Raw genomic sequence first — 2,103 nt, forward strand, 5'->3', positions numbered from 1 at the left:
TTTAATCATGATTTTAGTGGAAAATATTAATCCATATAAAAAAACAAACTGAACTTATAAATTTAAGTTCAGTTTGTCCACAGTCTGAAGCAACCTTTCAAGAAAAATGAAAGGTTGCTTTTTTGTGCACGATTAAATTTGGTGAAAGTTATAACTGGATATTTTATGCTATTAAAGTATTTTGAAAGTTAAATTAGTAAAATTACAATTCATTGTTATTTTATTTGAAATGAAGAAACAATGACAAAATTTAAATGTTTATATTTTTATTTTTACTAAACATGATATAATCGTTGTATGAAAATTGTTCTTTTTTCAATACTTTTGGATCATGCAAAAAACAAAGGAACAAAGAAAATTAGTTGTTATTTGAAAGTAGAATTGACCACATATGCCACATTGGTCAATATCAATTTATATATTCATATTTAACTTTATATAATAACTATTTTCACAACATAAAAATGAAATGAGATGATTAATCATGATTTATACTGTTACATCTACATTACCTGAAATGCATGCAGGGAGAACCAAAGCATTACTACGTAGAATTGCTTTATACAATAACGAGCTAAATGTAAAACAAACAATCTTAACTACTAATTATAATCCGAATTATGAGTGTGTTTATTCAACGTTTATTAGAAAGAATACTTTAAATGAAGATACTCATATTGTGAATATATATGATTGGTTATCAAATTTTAAATTACATAATTTAAATAATGTTGAAGTTGATATTTCAGTGCATCAACCAGTTAGAGTAAAAAATTATTATGCTGTACCCAATTATGATAAAAATTGCGTAAGGTATTATGACAATGACAATGATAGGTATATCCTATACCGTCAATATTATCCTAATTCTGAAATTGTTAAGTTTGAGGATTATTTTGTTACAGGTACAAAGCATAAAACAGAAAGATGGGAGTACAATATAAATGGTATACTCCATAAGATTACCAATTATAGTCCTAAATTTAACAAAAAATTAGCGGAAAACTTTTATGACTTAGAAGGTAACATTTATTGTAAGAAATATTATGAAGATAATGAAGCTAATAAATTAGAATATATTTATACATATAAGGATGGAATTCTTAATAGTATTTACAAAACAGAAAAAGATTTATTTAAGTATTTCTTTAATTGTTTATTTAAAAAAGGGGATATAGTTTTTAATGATGCAAGACTTTTAGATCGCCCTTTATTGGATTGTAAGGTGGACATAAAACCAATACTAGTCTTTCATAATGCTCATAAAGTGGATGGAGAAATTAAAAATTCCTATAAATATGCATTGAATAATTCTGATAAAGTAACTAAATATTATTTACTTACTCATTCTCAACAAAGAGATATTCAAGAAGAATTTAATATAGAAAATGAAAAATTTACAGTTATACCACATTTTATTGAGAAATCAAATGAAATTGCTGAAAAGAAAGACAAATTCGTTTATTTAGGTAGATTTAATGAACAAAAACAGATGCCTCATCTTATTAAAGGTTTTAAGAAATTTAATCAGCATGGGTTTGATACTAAACTTGTTTTATATGGTGGCACAGATATTAAAGAGAAAGATGAAATTAAAAAACTTGTTAAAGAAAATGAACTTGAAAATTATGTAGAAATACATGATTTTACTAGTAATCCTGGTTTAGCATTCAGGGAGTCCTTAGCATCGTTATTGACAAGTAAATTTGAAGGGTTTGCATTAACAGTTATGGAAAGTATCAATGAAAATTGTCCAACTATTTCTTATGATATTAAATATGGTCCAAGCGAAATAATTGTTGATGGTGAAAATGGTTATTTAATTGAGGCAGATAATATTGATGCATTTGCTGATGCAATGGTGAAAATTAAACAAAATCCATTAAATAATGTTGAAAATAAAAAAGAACTTAGTTATGAAAGTGCAGTAAATAATTTTAAAGAATTAATAAATGAAGTTAAGAAAATTAATATTTAAAATCAAGTTATTCAAGAGAGGAAGAAAAATAATGAAAATAAAAAAAGCAATTATACCTGCTGCAGGTTTAGGAACAAGATTTTTACCTGCTACAAAAGCGATGCCTAAAGAAATGTTACCAATAT

Annotated in this window: 1 protein-coding gene and 1 pseudogene; both read left to right on the plus strand. The window is 25.2% G+C overall.

Annotated features, from left to right (window positions below; all coding sequences use genetic code 11):
* Positions 1-484 precede the first annotated feature (484 nt).
* Entirely contained in the window at positions 485-1,978 is a 1,494-nt protein-coding gene (locus LQ693_RS13285) for a glycosyltransferase (RefSeq protein ID WP_239703265.1), read from the plus strand.
* Positions 1,953-2,103 (plus strand): annotated as a pseudogene (locus LQ693_RS13290) (UTP--glucose-1-phosphate uridylyltransferase); the annotation flags it as partial. The gene LQ693_RS13285 and the pseudogene LQ693_RS13290, both read left to right, overlap by 26 nt.

Origin of the sequence: Mammaliicoccus sp. B-M6 (assembly GCF_022386965.1) — a bacterium.
In the GTDB taxonomy this organism is placed as follows: domain Bacteria; phylum Bacillota; class Bacilli; order Staphylococcales; family Staphylococcaceae; genus Mammaliicoccus; species Mammaliicoccus sciuri_A.

Bases quoted from the DNA above. Each gene is read 5' to 3' on its own strand.
- LQ693_RS13285 (WP_239703265.1), top strand. From the start codon at position 485: ATGATTTATACTGTTACATCTACATTACCTGAAATGCATGCAGGGAGA.